Annotated in this window: 16 protein-coding genes; 11 read left to right on the plus strand and 5 right to left on the minus strand. The window is 69.7% G+C overall.

All coding sequences use genetic code 11. From position 1 onward, the window contains the following. The first annotated feature begins 503 nt into the window (after positions 1 to 503). The 5 genes from rpmI to CIW48_RS17645 all read left to right on the plus strand — a co-directional run bounded on the left by rpmI (position 504) and on the right by CIW48_RS17645 (position 5,785). A complete protein-coding gene (gene rpmI, locus CIW48_RS17625) occupies positions 504 to 707 on the plus strand; it encodes a 50S ribosomal protein L35 (RefSeq protein WP_007561407.1) in 204 nt (67 codons plus the stop codon). Positions 708 to 758: 51 nt separating this feature from the next. Further along, the gene (rplT, locus tag CIW48_RS17630; protein ID WP_149311932.1) at positions 759 to 1,136 is read left to right on the plus strand and encodes a 50S ribosomal protein L20; all 378 of its coding nucleotides are present in this window, start codon (positions 759 to 761) and stop codon (positions 1,134 to 1,136) included. Positions 1,137 to 1,292: 156 nt separating this feature from the next. After that, entirely contained in the window at positions 1,293 to 2,375 is a 1,083-nt protein-coding gene (gene pheS / locus CIW48_RS17635) for a phenylalanine--tRNA ligase subunit alpha (RefSeq protein WP_149311933.1), read from the plus strand. A 99-nt stretch (positions 2,376 to 2,474) separates the two neighbouring features. After that, on the plus strand, positions 2,475 to 4,895 hold the full coding sequence (gene pheT, locus CIW48_RS17640) for a phenylalanine--tRNA ligase subunit beta (protein ID WP_149311934.1): 2,421 nt from the start codon (positions 2,475 to 2,477) through the stop codon (positions 4,893 to 4,895). Positions 4,896 to 4,903: 8 nt separating this feature from the next. Continuing rightward, positions 4,904 to 5,785, plus strand: a complete 882-nt coding sequence (locus CIW48_RS17645; protein ID WP_149311935.1) for a DUF1186 domain-containing protein — start codon at positions 4,904 to 4,906, stop codon at positions 5,783 to 5,785. On the opposite strand, the gene moeB is transcribed toward CIW48_RS17645, so the two are convergent. The 3 genes from moeB to CIW48_RS17660 all read right to left on the minus strand — a co-directional run bounded on the left by moeB (position 5,774) and on the right by CIW48_RS17660 (position 8,678). Further along, positions 5,774 to 6,559 (minus strand): molybdopterin-synthase adenylyltransferase MoeB, encoded by a 786-nt coding sequence (gene moeB, locus CIW48_RS17650; protein WP_149311936.1) that lies wholly within the window; start codon positions 6,557 to 6,559, stop codon positions 5,774 to 5,776. The genes CIW48_RS17645 and moeB overlap by 12 nt on opposite strands. Positions 6,560 to 6,661: 102 nt before the next feature. Next, positions 6,662 to 7,183, minus strand: coding sequence for a translation initiation factor IF-3 (gene infC / locus CIW48_RS17655; RefSeq protein ID WP_244513920.1), 522 nt, complete (start codon positions 7,181 to 7,183; stop codon positions 6,662 to 6,664). 208 nt (positions 7,184 to 7,391) lie between these two features. Beyond that, the gene (locus CIW48_RS17660) at positions 7,392 to 8,678 is read right to left on the minus strand and encodes a glycosyltransferase family 4 protein (RefSeq protein ID WP_246695292.1); all 1,287 of its coding nucleotides are present in this window, start codon (positions 8,676 to 8,678) and stop codon (positions 7,392 to 7,394) included. A 107-nt stretch (positions 8,679 to 8,785) separates the two neighbouring features. Here CIW48_RS17660 and CIW48_RS17665 point away from each other — a divergent pair, with 107 nt between their 5' ends. Continuing rightward, positions 8,786 to 9,553, plus strand: a complete 768-nt coding sequence (locus tag CIW48_RS17665) for an alpha/beta hydrolase (protein ID WP_149311937.1) — start codon at positions 8,786 to 8,788, stop codon at positions 9,551 to 9,553. Between the two features lie 21 nt (positions 9,554 to 9,574). On the opposite strand, the gene CIW48_RS17670 is transcribed toward CIW48_RS17665, so the two are convergent. After that, positions 9,575 to 9,859, minus strand: a complete 285-nt coding sequence (locus CIW48_RS17670; protein ID WP_091778707.1) for a DUF1150 domain-containing protein — start codon at positions 9,857 to 9,859, stop codon at positions 9,575 to 9,577. A 97-nt stretch (positions 9,860 to 9,956) separates the two neighbouring features. Then, the gene (locus CIW48_RS17675; protein WP_149311938.1) at positions 9,957 to 10,385 is read right to left on the minus strand and encodes an Hsp20 family protein; all 429 of its coding nucleotides are present in this window, start codon (positions 10,383 to 10,385) and stop codon (positions 9,957 to 9,959) included. Positions 10,386 to 10,790: 405 nt separating this feature from the next. On the opposite strand from CIW48_RS17675, the gene CIW48_RS17680 reads away from it, so the two are divergent. From CIW48_RS17680 to CIW48_RS17700, 5 genes are all read left to right on the plus strand, one after another. Then, a complete protein-coding gene (locus CIW48_RS17680; RefSeq protein ID WP_173009297.1) occupies positions 10,791 to 11,282 on the plus strand; it encodes a hypothetical protein in 492 nt (163 codons plus the stop codon). 80 nt (positions 11,283 to 11,362) lie between these two features. Further along, the gene (locus tag CIW48_RS17685) at positions 11,363 to 11,836 is read left to right on the plus strand and encodes a Tat pathway signal protein (RefSeq protein WP_149311939.1); all 474 of its coding nucleotides are present in this window, start codon (positions 11,363 to 11,365) and stop codon (positions 11,834 to 11,836) included. Between the two features lie 133 nt (positions 11,837 to 11,969). Beyond that, positions 11,970 to 12,659, plus strand: a complete 690-nt coding sequence (locus tag CIW48_RS17690) for a MotA/TolQ/ExbB proton channel family protein (RefSeq protein WP_091778703.1) — start codon at positions 11,970 to 11,972, stop codon at positions 12,657 to 12,659. A 53-nt stretch (positions 12,660 to 12,712) separates the two neighbouring features. Further along, on the plus strand, positions 12,713 to 13,195 hold the full coding sequence (locus CIW48_RS17695) for an ExbD/TolR family protein (protein WP_091778700.1): 483 nt from the start codon (positions 12,713 to 12,715) through the stop codon (positions 13,193 to 13,195). Positions 13,196 to 13,199: 4 nt separating this feature from the next. Then, the gene (locus tag CIW48_RS17700; RefSeq protein ID WP_149311940.1) at positions 13,200 to 14,195 is read left to right on the plus strand and encodes an energy transducer TonB; all 996 of its coding nucleotides are present in this window, start codon (positions 13,200 to 13,202) and stop codon (positions 14,193 to 14,195) included. Positions 14,196 to 14,239: the final 44 nt, after the last annotated feature.

Below are 14,239 nucleotides of genomic sequence, written 5' to 3' on the forward strand. Positions count from 1 at the left end.
CGGCCTGAGCGGGACATGAATGAAACGGACGGCCAAGGTTATGGTTCCTGGCACCCCCCGCTGTCGCTCACCGTTTTGTGCAGCGCGCACGCTGTCCCCGAATTCCTCCGAATCAGCGGGGTGACATGGCGCGGGCCGCCATCCTCGTCTGCGGCCCGGGACGGAGGGCGGAACCGGCTCGACTCCGATCCGCAGGCGTGTTGCACCGTCTCGACTCGGGATGACGAACCCGTCCTCCCGGCGCGCCGGAGGCGAGCCCGGAGGAACGGCGTGGGCGTTCGCCTGGCAACCGACGCTCGGACCCGTTGCGATGCGACGACAGCGCCTCGCCTCGCAGACGTTGCCGCCGCGTCAGCTTTCTGTCATAAGCCGCCCCGCGTCGAACCGCCCGGCCGATAGGGCTGCCGTGGCGGCTCGTGCTGCTCCACCAGAAGCATCAGCGCGCGAACCTCATCCGATCCCCCCGGATCGGCCAGAGATCATTTCGCGCAACGGAGAGCCAAATGCCCAAGTTGAAGACGAAATCGGGCGCGAAGAAGCGCTTCAAGATCACCGGCACCGGCAAGGTGATGTACGCCCAGGCCGGCAAGCGCCACGGGATGATCAAGCGGACGACCAAGCAGATCCGCAACCTGCGCGGCACCACGACCCTGTTCGAGGGCGATGCCGCCAACGTGAAGAAGTACTTCCTGCCGAACGCGCGGTAAGTCCTTCAACACCCGTTGCCACTGTCTTTCGTCGAATCCAGGAGATAACCGATGGCCCGCGTCAAGCGCGGCGTGACCAGTCACGCGAAGCACAAGAAGGTTCTGAAGGCCGCCAAGGGCTATTACGGCCGGCGTAAGAATACGATCCGGATCGCCAAGCAGGCGGTCGAGAAGGGCATGCAGTATGCCTACCGCGATCGCAAGAACAAGAAGCGCACGTTCCGCGCCCTCTGGATCCAGCGCCTCAACGCGGCGGTCCGCGAGCACGGCCTGACCTATTCGCGCTTCATCAACGGTCTGGCCAAGTCGGGCATCATCGTCGACCGCAAGGCCCTCTCTGATCTGGCGATCCACGAACCGGCGAGCTTTGCCGCCGTCGTCGAGAAGGCGAAGGCCGCGCTGCCGGAGAACACCGCCAAGGCGGCCTGATCCAGGCCTGAGGCGAGACGGACGGAAGGCGCGGTTCCCCGGGGAGCCGCGCCTTCGTCGTTTACGAGTCCCCGCGCCCCGCGCTTGCGCCCGGGCGCGCAACGCGCGAGAGCACGGCCCGACGGCCGACTCCGCCAACCCTGCTCGAAGACAGCGATGACCGATCTCGACACCCTCGAACGCGATCTCCTGGCCCAGGTGGGCGCGGCGTCCGACGAGGCGGCCCTCGACGCGGTCCGCGTCGCCGCGCTCGGCAAGAAGGGCAGCGTCTCGGATCTCCTGAAGACCCTCGGCTCGATGACGCCGGACGAGCGCAAGGAGCGCGGCCCGCTGATCAACGGCCTGCGCGATCGGGTCCAGGGCGCCGTCACCGCGCGCAAGACCGAACTCGCCGAGGCCGCCCTGGAGGCCCGCCTCGCCTCCGAGCGGGTCGACGTGACCCTGCCGGTCCGCGAGGCGCCGGAGGTGCGCGGCCGGATCCACCCGATCTCCCAGGTCATCGACGAGATCACCGCGATCTTCGCCGATATGGGCTTCGCGGTCGCCGAGGGCCCGGACATCGAGACGGACGAGCTGAACTTTACGGCGCTCAACTTCCCGCCCGGCCACCCGGCCCGCGAGATGCACGACACCTTCTTCCTGGCGCCGGACCGCGACGGGAAGCGCAAGGTGCTGCGTACCCACACCTCGCCGGTTCAGATCCGCACCATGCGGGCGCAGACGCCGCCGATCCGCGTGATCATCCCGGGGCGGACCTACCGGCACGATTCCGACCAGACCCACACGCCGATGTTCCACCAGGTCGAGGGGCTGGTGATCGACACGAGCGCCAACATCGCCAACCTGAAATGGGTGCTGGAGGAGTTCTGCAAGGCGTTCTTCGAGGTGGAGGGCGTGAAGATGCGCTTTCGACCGTCCTTCTTCCCCTTCACCGAGCCCTCCGCGGAGGTCGACATCCAGTGCTCGCGCAAGGGCGGTGAGATCCGCTTCGGCGAGGGTGACGACTGGCTGGAGATCCTCGGCTGCGGGATGGTGCACCCGAACGTGCTGCGCAATTGCGGGCTCGACCCGGACGCCGTGCAGGGCTTCGCCTTCGGCGTCGGCATCGACCGCATCGCCATGCTGAAATACGGCATGCCGGACCTGCGCCCGTTCTTCGAGGCCGACGTCCGCTGGCTCGACCATTACGGCTTCCGCCCGCTCGACATACCGAGCCTCGTGGGCGGCCTCACCGGCTGAGCCGCCTGCGCCCTCACCGCGGCCGTCCGGCCCCGGTGAAGGCTCCGCGATCCTGTTCCTCCGACGGTCGAGCCGACGTCAGGCTCTCGAAGGTCCATCATGAAATTCACCCTCTCCTGGCTCAAGGACCACCTCGACACCGAGGCCACCCTCGACACCGTCGCCGAGACGCTGACGCGGATCGGCCTGGAGGTGGAAGGCGTCGAGGACAAGGCCGCCGCGCTCAAGCCCTACGTGATCGCGAAGATCCTGACGGCCGAGCAGCATCCGAATGCCGACCGGCTCCGGGTCTGCACCGTCGACACCGGCGCGGGCGCGCCCGTGCAGGTGGTCTGCGGCGCCCCGAACGCCCGGGCCGACCTGGTCTCGGTCTTCGCGCCGCCCGGCACCTACGTCCCGGGCAAGAACATCACCCTGTCGGTGGGCACGATCCGCGGTGTCGAGAGCCGCGGCATGCTGTGCTCGGGCGCCGAGCTCGGACTCGGCGACGACCATGACGGCATCCTGGAACTCCCGACCGACGCGCCGGTCGGCCAGGCCTACGCGCTCTATGCCGGGCTCGACGATCCGGTCATCGAGATCAACCTGACGCCGAACCGGCCGGACTGCACCTCGGTCCACGGCATCGCCCGCGACCTCGCGGCCGCCGGCATCGGCACGCTCAAGCGTGAGACCCTGCCGGGCGTGCGCGGCGAAGGCCCCTGCCCTGTCGGGGTCGAGCTGGCCTTCGATCCAGCCGACCGACACCTTGCGCCGATGTTCGCCCTGCGTCTGGTGCGCGGCGTCCGGAACGGCCCGTCGCCGGCCTGGATGCAGGCGCGGCTGCGCGCCATCGGCCTGCGCCCGATCAACAGCCTCGTGGACATCACCAACTACGTCACGTTCGACCGCGGCCGGCCGCTGCATGTCTTCGACGCCGCCAAGGTGGCCGGCAAGCTGACCGTGCGGCGGGCGCGGGAGGGCGAGAGCCTGCTCGCCCTCGACGGCCGGACCCACGCCCTCACCGAAGACACGGTGGTGATCGCCGACGAGAACGGTGTCGAATCCATCGCCGGCATCATGGGCGGCGAGGCGTCCGGCTGCGACGCCGGCACCACGGACGTGCTGATCGAGTCTGCCCTGTGGGACCCGACCAACATCGCCCAGTCGGGCCGCCGCCTCGGCATCATCACCGACGCGCGCTACCGCTTCGAGCGGGGCGTCGACCCGGCCTTCACGCTCCCCGGCCTCGACCTCGCGACGCGGCTCGTTGTCGATCTCTGCGGCGGCACGCCGACGGAGGCGCGGATCGCCGGCGAGCCGCCGGAAGCCGAGCACATCATCGACTTCCCCTGGACCGAGGTTCGCCGCCTCGCCGGCCTCGAAGTCCCGCGCATCGAGATGAAGCTCATCCTGGAGACCTTGGGCTTCCACATCTCCGGCACCGGAGACCGGGTGAAGGTGCTGACGCCGTCCTGGCGGCCCGATGTCGAGGGCAAGGCTGACCTCGTCGAGGAAGTCGTCCGCATCGCCGGGCTCGACCGTATCGAGGCTAAGCCCCTGCCGCCGCTCGCCGGGATTGGCCGCCCGTTGCTCACCGTGATGCAGAAGCGGACCCGTCTGGCCAAGCGCGCCCTGGCGAGCCGCGGCCTCATGGAGGCGGTCACGTGGTCGTTCGTGCCGCACGACGATGCGATCCTGTTCGGCGGCGGCGGGGCCGACCTCGTGCTGGCCAACCCGATCGCCTCGGAGCTGTCCGACATGCGGCCGAGCCTGCTGCCGGGCCTCCTGCGCGCGGCGCAGCGCAACGCCGACCGCGGCTACCCGGACGCCGCCCTGTTCGAGGTCGGCCAGTGCTTCGCCACGGACGAGCCGGAGGGCCAGACCATCCGCGCGGCGGCGGTCCGCCGCGGCGGCGCGACCCTGGCCGGCGCCGGGCGCCACTGGGACGGCACAGCCACGACCGTCGACGCCTTCGACGCGAAGGCGGATGCCCTCGCCCTGCTCGGCAGCCTCGGCGTGCCGACGGGCGGCCTCCAGATCTCGGCAGGCGGCCCGTCCTGGCTGCATCCCGGCCGCTCGGGCACGCTGCGCTTCGGCCCGAAGACCGAGATCGGCTGGTTCGGCGAGGTGCATCCCCGGACGTTGCAGGCCCTCGACCTGAAGGGGACCCTCGTGGCCTTCGAGATCGTCCTCGACGCCCTTCCCCTGCCCAAGCTCAAGCCCACCAAGGCCAAGGCCACCCTGTCGCTGTCGGAATTCCAGCCGCTGTCGCGGGACTTCGCCTTCGTAGTCGGCCGCGACGTGCCGGCCGGCGACATCGTGAAGGCCGCCCAGAATGCCGAGCGCAAGCTCGTGACCGGCGTCGACGTGTTCGATCTGTACGAGGGACCGGGCGTGCCGGACGGCGCCAAGTCGGTTGCGATCGCGGTGCGCCTCCAGCCCGTCGAGCGGACCCTGACCGACGCGGAGATCGAGGCGGTGAGCGCCAAGATCGTCGCCGAGGTCTCCCGCCGGACGGGCGCGACCCTTCGGACCTGAGAAACGCCATGGACCGGATCGCCCTGCTCATCGACGATCTCGCGGCGGCCGAGTACCGGCCGAAAGCGGCGTTGCGGGAGGCGCTCAAACATCCGGCCGCCGTGGCGGAGGCGACGCTGCCGCTGCTGGAGGCGGCCGCCGACGGGCGTGAGCTGGCGCCGGAGGAGACGAACCTCCTGTTCTGGGGCCTGCACGTGCTGGCCCATGCGCGGGACACGCGCGCCCTGGCGCCGCTCCTCAGGCTGCTCCGGCACGACGAGGAGACCCTCGACGCGATCCTCGGCGACGCGGTCACGGCGACCCTCGCCAGGGTCGTGGCGAGCCTGTTCGACGGCGATCCGCAGCCGCTGTTCCGGCTGATCCTGGACAGCACGGCCGACGATTACGTGCGCATGGCGCTGCTCAGCGCCTGCACCTTCCTGACCCTGGAAGGCCGGATCGACCGGGCGGCGATGCACGACCTGCTTGTCCGGTTCGACGATGCCCAGGCCGCCGTGGAAGAGGCACCGGCCTGGGTCGGTTGGGAGGAGACGATCGCGCATCTCGGCTTCCGGGACCTCGCACCCAGGGCGGCCGCGGCCCGCGCCGACGGACGCCTCACCGACGAAGTCAGCGACGCCGAATGGTTCAAGGAGGCGTTGCGGAAGGCCGAGACCAAGCCGGACGACCGCGACCGGCTCGGCCCATACCAATACGGCTATCTCGACGATCCGGTGGAAGCGCTCGACTGGGCCGAGGAAGGCGCGGGCGAGCCGCAGCGCAACCCGTTCAAGGATGTCGGCCGCAACGATCCTTGCCCCTGCGGTTCGGGCAAGAAGTTCAAGAAATGCTGCCTCAACGCGGAAGCGGTCGAGGGACCGTGGATGCCGCCTCAACCCCTAGGCGGCTGAAGCGCCGCTGCCGCTGAGCGGGTTCTCGGGATCCCAGCCGTAGTTCAGCGTCTCGAACCGCATGGCGCGGGCATCGACCATCAGCAGTCGCCCGACGAGCGGCTCACCGAAGCCCGCCACGGCGCGAAGCACCTCCATGGCCATCAGCGAGCCCATCACGCCGGCCAGGGCCCCCAGCACGCCGGCTTCCGCGCAGGCGGGCACGCTGCCGGGCGGCGGCGGGTTCGGGAAGAGGCACCGATAGGTCGGGTTCGGCGTCCCGCCGGGTCCGGTCTCATGCGCCCGGATCGTGGTCAGCGTGCCGTCGAAGCGGCCGAGCGCTGCCGTCACCAGCGGGCGTCGCGCGTGGAAACAGGCATCGGACACGGCGTAGCGCGTGGCGAAATTGTCGGATCCGTCGGCCACGAGGTCGTAGCCGCCGATCAACTCGACGGCGTTGTCCGGATCGATCCGGAACGGATGCGGGACCACGCTCACGTGTGGATTGAGCCGTGCCACCGCGTCGGCGGCGCTGTCCACCTTCGGCCGGCCGAGATCCGGGGTCCCGTGGATCACCTGCCGCTGAAGATTGGAGAGTGAGACGGCATCGTCGTCGACGATGCCGATCGTCCCGATTCCGGCAGCGGCGAGGTACTGGATCAGCGGCGCGCCGAGCCCCCCGGCTCCCACGACCAGGATCCGGGCGGCCTTGATCCGCGCCTGACCGGGACCGCCGACCTCGGCGAGGACCAAGTGGCGGGCGTAGCGTTCGATCTCATCGGAAGCGAGGGCCATGGGCTGCCCATAATCCGCCGCAGCGCCGATCGGAAGCGCAGAAACGACAACGCCGCCCCGGTGAGGAGGCGGCGCGGGTCTCGCATCCCTGATCCGTGCCGCTCAGCGCGGCGCGAGGATCATGATCATCTGCCGGCCTTCGAGCATCGGCTCGCTCTCGACCTTGGCGATCTCCGCCGTCTCGTGCTTCACGCGCTCCAGGAGGCGCAGACCGATATCCTGGTGAGCCATCTCACGACCACGGAAGCGCAGGGTCACCTTGACCTTGTCGCCCTCCTCGAAGAAGCGGTGCACCGACTTCATCTTGGTGTCGTAATCGTGCTTGTCGATGCCAGGCCGGAGCTTGATCTCCTTCACTTCGACCGTCTTCTGGCGCTTGCGAGCCTCGTTCTGCTTCTTCTGCTCGTTGAAGCGGAAGCGCCCGTAATCGAGCAGCTTGCAGACGGGCGGCACGGAATTCGGCGCGATCTCCACGAGATCGAGACCGACTTCCTCGGCCATGTTCAAGGCGTCGAAGAAGGGGACGACGCCGCGGTTCTGCCCGGTATCGTCGATCAGCTGCACTTCCCGCACACCGCGAATGTCGCGGTTCGCGCGCGGCCCGTCCTTCTGCGGGGCCGGCATGGCTCTCATCGGTCTACGAATGGCTTCAGTCTCCTGCTGCAACGGCGAAACGGCGGTTTCCAGGAGGATCTCCTGACCGCCTGCCGTCCCGGTCTCTTCCGGGCATACAACGTTGGTGGAACCGCGGCCAGAGTCAACCGGCTGCGGTCGCGGTGCCGAAAATAAACGGCTGCCGCGTCTCGGTTCGATCCTGCGGCCAGCCGGCCGCTCAGGGGCAACCGCCGAGCAATCCGGCATAGACGGCCAGCGTGTCGCCGACCATCCGCTCGAGGGAGAAATGCGCCTCGACATGTGCGCGGCTCCGCCGCCCGAGGGCGTCGCGCGCGCTGGCGCCGAGGGAGAGGGCCTCCGTGAGGGATGCGGCGAGCGCGCCCGCGTCGCCAGCCGGCACGCGCCATCCGGTGCGCTGGCCCGCTTGCGTCTCCGGCGGCGCCAGAACCGTTTCCGGCACGGCCCCGAGATCGGAGACCACCACCGGCGTGCCGAGCGCCTGCGCCTCCACGGCCGAGCGCCCGAAGGCCTCCGGTTCCACGGACGGCACGGCCACGACCGAGGCGGCCCGGAAGGCGGCCGGCATGTCGGTGCAGTGCCCGACCCGCCGGACGATGCCCTGGAGCCCGCGCGCGGCGATCAGCGCGTCGAGTTCGCGCTCGTAGGAGGCGCGGCCCTGCGGGTCCCCTGCCAGGACCACGGCCAGATCGGGCACGCCGCGGTGGCGCATCTGCGCGGCCGCCTCGATCAGCACGCGATGGCCCTTCCAGGCGGTGAGGCGGGCGGCCAGCAGGATCACGCGCTCGTGCGGCGCGACGTTCCAGCTCCGACGCAGGGCCTCGACCCGGGAGGCCCCGACGGCGACAGGATTGAATACGCCGAGATCCGTGCCGCGGTGGATGACCCGCACGCGGTCGCCGGCCTGCTCGGCATGCAGCCGATGGATCAGCTCCGCGGTGTAGTGTGAGTTGGCGATGACCACGTCGCCGCGGGCCATCACCGAATTGTACAGCACCTTCACGTTGGTGCGGCCGGAATAGCTGCCGTGATAGGTGGTGACGAACGGCAAGCCGAGCCGGCGCGCCGCCCCGAGGGCGACCCATGCGGGCGCGCGGGATCGGGCATGGATGATCTGCACCTTCTCGCGACGGCAGAGGGCCATCAGCCGGAGGACATTCACAGCCATCAGCGCGGGATTCTTCGCCGCGGCCGGGAAGCGGAGCCAGTGTCCGCCCTTGGCCTGCAATTCCCCGACAAGCCGTCCGCCTTCCGTCGCAACCAGCGCGCGTGCACCCACGGCCGCAAGGCCGCCCGCAACATCGACCGTGGTGCGCTCGGCGCCGCCGGCATCGAGTTCGGGGATGATCTGCAGGATGCGGGCGCCCGCCAGCGCCCCGACCTCCGCGGGAAAGCCCGACAGGGCATGGGTGCCTTCGCCCGTCCGCGGGCCCTCGGCGAGGACGCGCAGGCCCCCGGTCGGTATCTGCCAAATGCTCGCTGCCATTGATCCAGCATCGCCGTCGGGCTTTACGGTCCGGTAAACGAGAGTTGAAGCCGAACCGTTCAGGTTCGGACTTCTCCTGCGGCGAGACAGGGATATCGGAGAGAACGATGACGGATGCGGCCCTCGAGTTCCTCACCGTCGGAACGGGCGAGGCGGCCCGGCGCATTGCCGTGCGGGTGCGCGAGGGCGGCGGTCCGCCGGTCGTCTGGCTCGGCGGATTCCGCTCCGACATGACGGCCACGAAGGCGTCGGCGCTGGATGCCTGGGCCGCCCAGACGGGCCGCAGGCTCATCCGGTTCGATTACGCCGCACATGGCGCCTCGGGCGGCACCTTCACGGAATGCACGATTTCCTCGTGGCTCGAGGATGCAGAGGCCGTCCTGGCCGCCTATGCCAGTGAGGTGCCGATCCTGGTCGGCTCATCGATGGGGGGCTGGATCGCCTGTCTGGCCGCCCGCAACCGGGCGGCCACCGGTCAGGCAACCGCCGGGCTCGTGCTGATCGCCCCGGCCCTGGACTTCACGGAAGAGCTGATCTGGAACCGACTCAGCGAGGCCGCCCGCGCCATGCTGATCCGCGACGGTGTCCTGCGAAAGCCCAGCGAGTATGCGCCGGAGCCAGACCCCATCACCCGGACCCTGATCGAGGACGGGCGTCGCCACTGCATGCTCGCCGGGACGGTGGATCCGGCCTGCCCGGTCCATATCCTCCAGGGCATGAGGGACACCGATGTCCCCTACACGCACGCCTTGAAGATCCTCGACCGGCTGCCCGCTGAGGAGACCGTGCTGACGCTCATCGCGGACGGCGACCACCGCCTGTCGCGGCCGCAGGATATCGCGCGGCTGGTGGCGGCGGTGGCCGAGATTGCCTGACCGGTCACCCGGCCAGCCCGGTCAGTGCAGGCTGACCGGCTGCAGGTCCTGCGCGACCGCGTTCGCCAGGACGACGTCCCGCGAATCGGCGAGCATGATCGGGGCGCCACTCGCGGACAGAAGGGCGAACAGATCGAGGCCGGGGAGCAGGTCGGGAGCCTGCGGGAAGAAACGGCGGACCTCGTCGGACCGGATCGGCCGGACGTAGGCGATATGGCCCTCACCGAGCGCGGCGAGATCGGCGGGCTGGAAATCGGCCGGATCGAGATCGGCCGGGGTCAGGGGAGACGGGTTCAGACTGGTCATAAAGCCCTCCTGGGGTGGCAGAGCGTCCACCGCCGATCCTGACGGCATCGGCGGCTCCACCCTGATGTGGGGATCCGCGCCGCCCAATCAATCGGTCTCAGCCGCGGGCGCCGATATCGATCTTGCGCACGATGCGGTCCGGCTCCGGCCGGACGAGATCGATCGACAGCAGGCCGTTGGCGAGGTCGGCGCCGAGGACCTCCATGCCGTCGGCGAGCAGGAAAGCCCGCTGGAACTGGCGCGCGGCAATGCCGCGGTGGAGGAAGTGCCGCTCGCGCTCGTCAACCTGCCGGCCGCGCACGATGAGCTGGCTTTCCTCGAGCATCACGTCCAGCTGATCGCGGGTGAAGCCGGCCACAGCCAAAGTGATGCGCAGGCGCTCAGGCTCGCTCTCGGTGCGGGGCAGCCGCTCGATATTGTAGGGCGGATAGCCATCGTTGGCGGCCTTGGAAACCCGGTCGAGGGCCTGCTCGATCTCGTCGAAGCCGAGCAGGAACGGGTGCCCGAAGGGCGAGGATCGAGTCATCGCGGCCATCATCCAGAAGGCGAGGCCTCCGACCCCGGGATCTGCCGCAATCCCGGGATGCCTGAGCACCCCGTCGGTAGGGAGCCCGCGGGGGGCAGCGCTCCGCCGGGCGGGACACCGCCGGCAACGACCAGATATGGCCAAGGCCTCGCACGCCATCAAGAGCGGGCCCCGGTTTCCTGCCACGATCCCGGACTAACAAGATCCAGGATAATTTGGCAAAAACGCCCGGGATTCATAGGCAAACCCCCGAACCGCCACGCTTTCCTCTAACAGTTTGGAACTGCTCTGATTTTCTCGCTGGGTATTGATCCGGACGGCCGGCCTGGATACTGCCGCGGCAGACGATCCGGCCGCGACGGTTGGTCGGCGTGATCTTTCCCGCGACGCGAGGCACCACAGCCCATGAGCGCGCCCTTGACCCGGTCTGACCATGCGGCGATGCGGCGCGTCGCCGATGTGTGCGGCGATCAGGCCGATGTCCTGGCCTTGTCGGTGGCCCGTTTCGTGGCGGCCGGCTACATGACCAGCGACGTCGCCTGCTGGAACGCAGCCTTCGACGGCGCCGAGCAATTGCTCGGACCGGCGGAAGGCTGCCGGTTCGTCGCCTGCGTGGTCGCGATCATCCGGGCCCTGCGGGCGGAGCGCGACGGCGACTGGTCGTTCATGCCGGCGAGCTGCTGCCGCGTGACCGGCCACGAATGCGCGCTGGTGAACCTGATCAACCGGGGGCGGCAGCGCCTCTGGACGGATCTCGAGGCGGCCGCCGCCGAGATCACCGGACAGGAGGCGGCGCCGCGCCTCGTGGCGGCGGTCCGTGCGGCGGTCGGCCCGCTGGATGCGGCGGCCCAGCGGCTCGCCCCAGCTTCCTGCCCGTCCGGCGTGGTGCTTCACTGATCCGGCGACTGCCACCCACCACACCGGCCCGCGGGGCGAGACCCGCCGGTCGGCATGAACTTGAAGAGGACCTGGTCACGGTGCTTGCCCTGCGCGCTCCCCTGTACCGTCGGCGGATCGGGCGTATCGCCCTCGACACGGCGGCCTGCTTCGCGCTCTCGGCGCTCCTGGTGGTGTCGGCCCTGGCGCAGGATGCGTCCGAGAAGGCCGCCACGATCAAGCTGCAGCTCAACAAGGTCGAGACCGCGGGCGAGGCCTGCCGGATCACCATGGTGATCGACAACAAGGGCACAGGCCTCAAGACCTACAAGGTGGATCTCTTCGCCTTCGACCCCGAGGGCGTCGCGCAGAAGCGCGTGGCCGTCGAACTCGGTCCGCTGCCGCCGAAGAAGACCACCGTGAAGATCTTCGATTTTCCCGGCATCGCCTGCAATAAGGTCGGACGCGTCCTTCTGAACGACGTTCTCGCCTGCGACGGCGGCGACGCCGCCCGCGAGGCCTGCCTCGAACGGACCGAGACCGACACCAAGGCCGGCCTGCCGTTCGACCGCTGAGGCGGGGTGGTTTGACGGTCGACGAGACCAAACCGCCCGGCGGCGAGGGCCGCCGGGCGGCCTGCGGCTTTCGCCGCACCCCGAGACGATGGCGGCGCAAGGCCGCGTGAGACCAGGACGCCAGGAGCCCGCGATGGACCCGACACAAGCGCCGATCGAGGCGGCCCACGATTTCTCGTTCCTCGGCCTGTTCCTGCAGGCTGACCCCATCGTGAAGGGCGTGATGATCCTGCTGGTGATCGCCTCGATCGCCTGCTGGACGGTGGTGTTCGAGAAGATCATCCGGCTGGCCGCCGCGCGGCGCCAAGCCAAGGCCTTCGCCACCCTGGTCCGCTCCGGCGGAAGCCTCGACGGCGAGCATCGCGGCATCGCCGGCCACGTGGTGAAGGCGGCCATCGACGCGTGGCGCGACCAGGATTCCTCGGAGACCCGGGCCGAGCGCCGTGAACGGATCGAACGGGCGATGAAGGGCGCCCTCGCCCTCGAGGTGAAGCGCCTGCGCACCGGCCTTTCGCTGCTGGCGACCTCAGGCTCCACGGCCCCGTTCGTGGGCCTGTTCGGCACGGTCTGGGGCATCATGAACTCGTTCTCGTCCATCGCCCGGAGCCAGGACACCTCGCTCGCCGTGGTGGCGCCGGGCATCGCGGAAGCGCTGTTCGCGACCGCGATCGGCCTCGTCGTCGCGATCCCGGCGGTGATGGCCTTCAACAAGCTGTCGAGCGACGTGAGCGGCATCCAGAGCACCTTCACATCCTACATCTCGGTTCTGGGCAACCGCCTGGCACGCGACCGCGCCGGCGCCCATCGCGCGGCCGCCGAGTAGAGCCGCCGCGACCGCCCGCATCGAACCGAACGTAACGGTACCGGAGACGCCCCATGGCGATGGGATCCCTTCGCGCGAACGACGACGACGATCTCGACGACGTGCCGATGTCCGACATCAACGTCACGCCGATGGTCGACGTGATGCTCGTGCTGCTGATCATCTTCATGGTCGCCGCACCGCTGATGACGACCGGCGTGCCCGTTCAGCTTCCGAAGACCGCAGCCCCGAAGGTGGCGCAATCGAAGAAGCCCGCCGAGGTGACGGTCGACAAGGACGGCAACCCGTCCATCGCCAAAGAGGTGTTCACGATGGAGAGCATCGTGCCGCGCCTGCGCGAGATGGCGGCCGCCGAAAAGGATCAGGTCATCCTGGTGCGCGGCGACCGCGACGTCCCCTACGGCAAGGTGATGGAGGTGATGGGCCTCGTCGGCCAGGCTGGCTTCACCAAGGTCTCGCTGATCGCGCAGTCGCCCGGCGGTGCCGCACCGGCGTCGCCTGCCGCATCCGCCGCTCCCGCAGGGACCGCGCGCTGAGCCGATGAGCACCTACACGTCGACGGATCTGCCGGCCGGCCTCGGCGAGCGCCGCCCGTCCGGGCTGGCCGCCGCCTTCCTGATCGCCCTGGGCCTGCATGCGCTCGCGCTGGCTGCGATGATGTTCCTGCGGCTCGCCCCGCCCGCGCCGCCCGGCGAGCAGCAGATCACCGTCGACCTGGCGCCGCTCATGACCGATGCGGCGACCGAGGCTCCGGCGGAGCAGCAGATGAGCCAGGAGGCCCCGCCGGAGACCAGGCCGGTGGACACGCCGCCCGATGAGGCGGTGCAGCCCCCGCCGCCGACCGAGATGACTGAGGTCAAGCCCGAAGATACCCAGGCGGTCGAGGTGCCCCCGGAGGCGCAGCCGGTCGAGGCGCAGAATCAGGTGATCACCTCGACGTCCGAGGCCGCCGAGCCGCAGACGCCGCCGCCCGCCGAGGTCGCCAAGACCGAGCCGCCGCCGAAGCCGACGCCCGATCCCGCCAAGCTCAAGGCGGAGCGGGAGGCCAAGCTGCGGAAGATCCGCGAGGAGAAGCTCCGCGAGCAGAAGCGGGAGGAAGCGCGGCAGGAGCGACTGGAGGAGATCCGCGAGGCGAAGGCCAAGGCGGCTCGCGAGGCTAAGGCGCGGGAAGCCAAGGCACGGGCGGGCGCCGAGCGGAGTTCGGCGTCGTCCTCGCGCGAGAATGCTCCCGGCCGTGCCGCTGCGGGCAATGATCCGAGCGCCATGCGCCAGTGGCAGGGCGCGATCAGCGCGGCGATCCACAGCCGGATGAACGTGAACGCGGCCATTGGGACCGGTGGCGGGACCGCGGTGGTGCGCTTCACCGTGATGCGCTCGGGACAGGTCACGGGCGCGGGCGTCGCCCGCTCGAGCGGAGTCGGCCAGATCGACAGCGCCGCCCTGGCGGCGGTGCGCGGCAGCATGCCGGCGGCGCCCCCAGGTGTTACGCAGTCGAGCTTGTCCGTCTCTATTCCGCTCAACTTCCGCGTGCGCTGAACCGACATCGATCGGGTTCCACCGGTTTCAGCAGACCTGGGACC

It is taken from the genome of Methylobacterium sp. P1-11, assembly GCF_008329595.1.
Lineage (GTDB): Bacteria > Pseudomonadota > Alphaproteobacteria > Rhizobiales > Beijerinckiaceae > Methylobacterium.